Origin of the sequence: Methylobacterium nigriterrae (assembly GCF_037106235.1) — a bacterium.
Taxonomy (GTDB): Bacteria; Pseudomonadota; Alphaproteobacteria; order Rhizobiales; family Beijerinckiaceae; genus Methylobacterium; species Methylobacterium nigriterrae.
Map to the genome: position 1 here is coordinate 1 of NZ_JBAWTG010000426.1, position 929 is coordinate 929.

Below are 929 nucleotides of genomic sequence, written 5' to 3' on the forward strand. Positions count from 1 at the left end.
CAGTAGTTTTCCAGTCACGGTTTCCTGACACAAACGGGGCTGTTTGGGAGGGCTCGCGAGACGCTCCTCGCCGATGACAGGAAAACGGTCGTTTTCCTGCCATAGCATTTTGCGCCGTTTGGAACGGTCCACTAGGGCAAGCGCTATCGGAACGCTGCGCGGACCTTGGCCGGCTCAAGAACTACAGTCGATGGGCGGGCCTTTGAGATGGACTATCACAGGTTCAAGGTTGGCTAGCCCGTCCGACAGCCCGCGGTCGGCTATGCTGATGCCAGGAGTGTTGCTTGTGGCCTCTTCGAGGCCGCTCGGCTCATGCCAGAGTTCCGCGCGGGTCCACGATCCGTCATCGCTGCCCCTATAACGCGTCGGAACTGATCGAGCGCCATCAGCAGACAGCCCGCCCACGATGGCGCGGGACTGAATGTTGTAATCCGACCCTTCGGTTCACAATGGCAACTGGCAATCTGCTTACCTGTTACCATCGAGGTCTTCTTCCCGCGGCATCCCATCTCTAAGTCATGGTGTCTGTCCCACACAGGCTGGAGAGAACCGTGAAGCCGTCACAGATCGAGGCCATCGCTGCAGCCGACAACGCGACGGTGGCGATCCTGAATGCCCTGCTAACGTACTTGGAGAAACATGGCGTCGTGCGGCGCGAGGACTTCGCCGCCTTCCTGGCAGCCTCGGTAGAAGGCTGGCGAGCGGAAGGGGCCGATGAAAAGCTGATGCGGCTGGTTGAGATCAAGGCCAGGGGCATGGCGCTCGAGCCGCCACCCAGCGTCCAGAACTGACGCCGACCTCGTCCGAGATCCGTGACTGCGAGCGAGTAAGGCAGCGTGACAGCGCACGTGTCACCAAGCATCACATCCGCGTTTGTCACGCTGTTCGCCACGATCGGACCGATCGAGACGGCGGTGCTGTTTGCGAGT

Annotated in this window: 1 protein-coding gene; it reads left to right on the forward strand. The window is 60.7% G+C overall.

The features are described from left to right. Positions 1-551: 551 nt before the first annotated feature. Positions 552-791, forward strand: coding sequence for a hypothetical protein (locus tag WDW90_RS37550; protein WP_336492795.1), 240 nt, complete (start codon positions 552-554; stop codon positions 789-791). Positions 792-929: the final 138 nt, after the last annotated feature.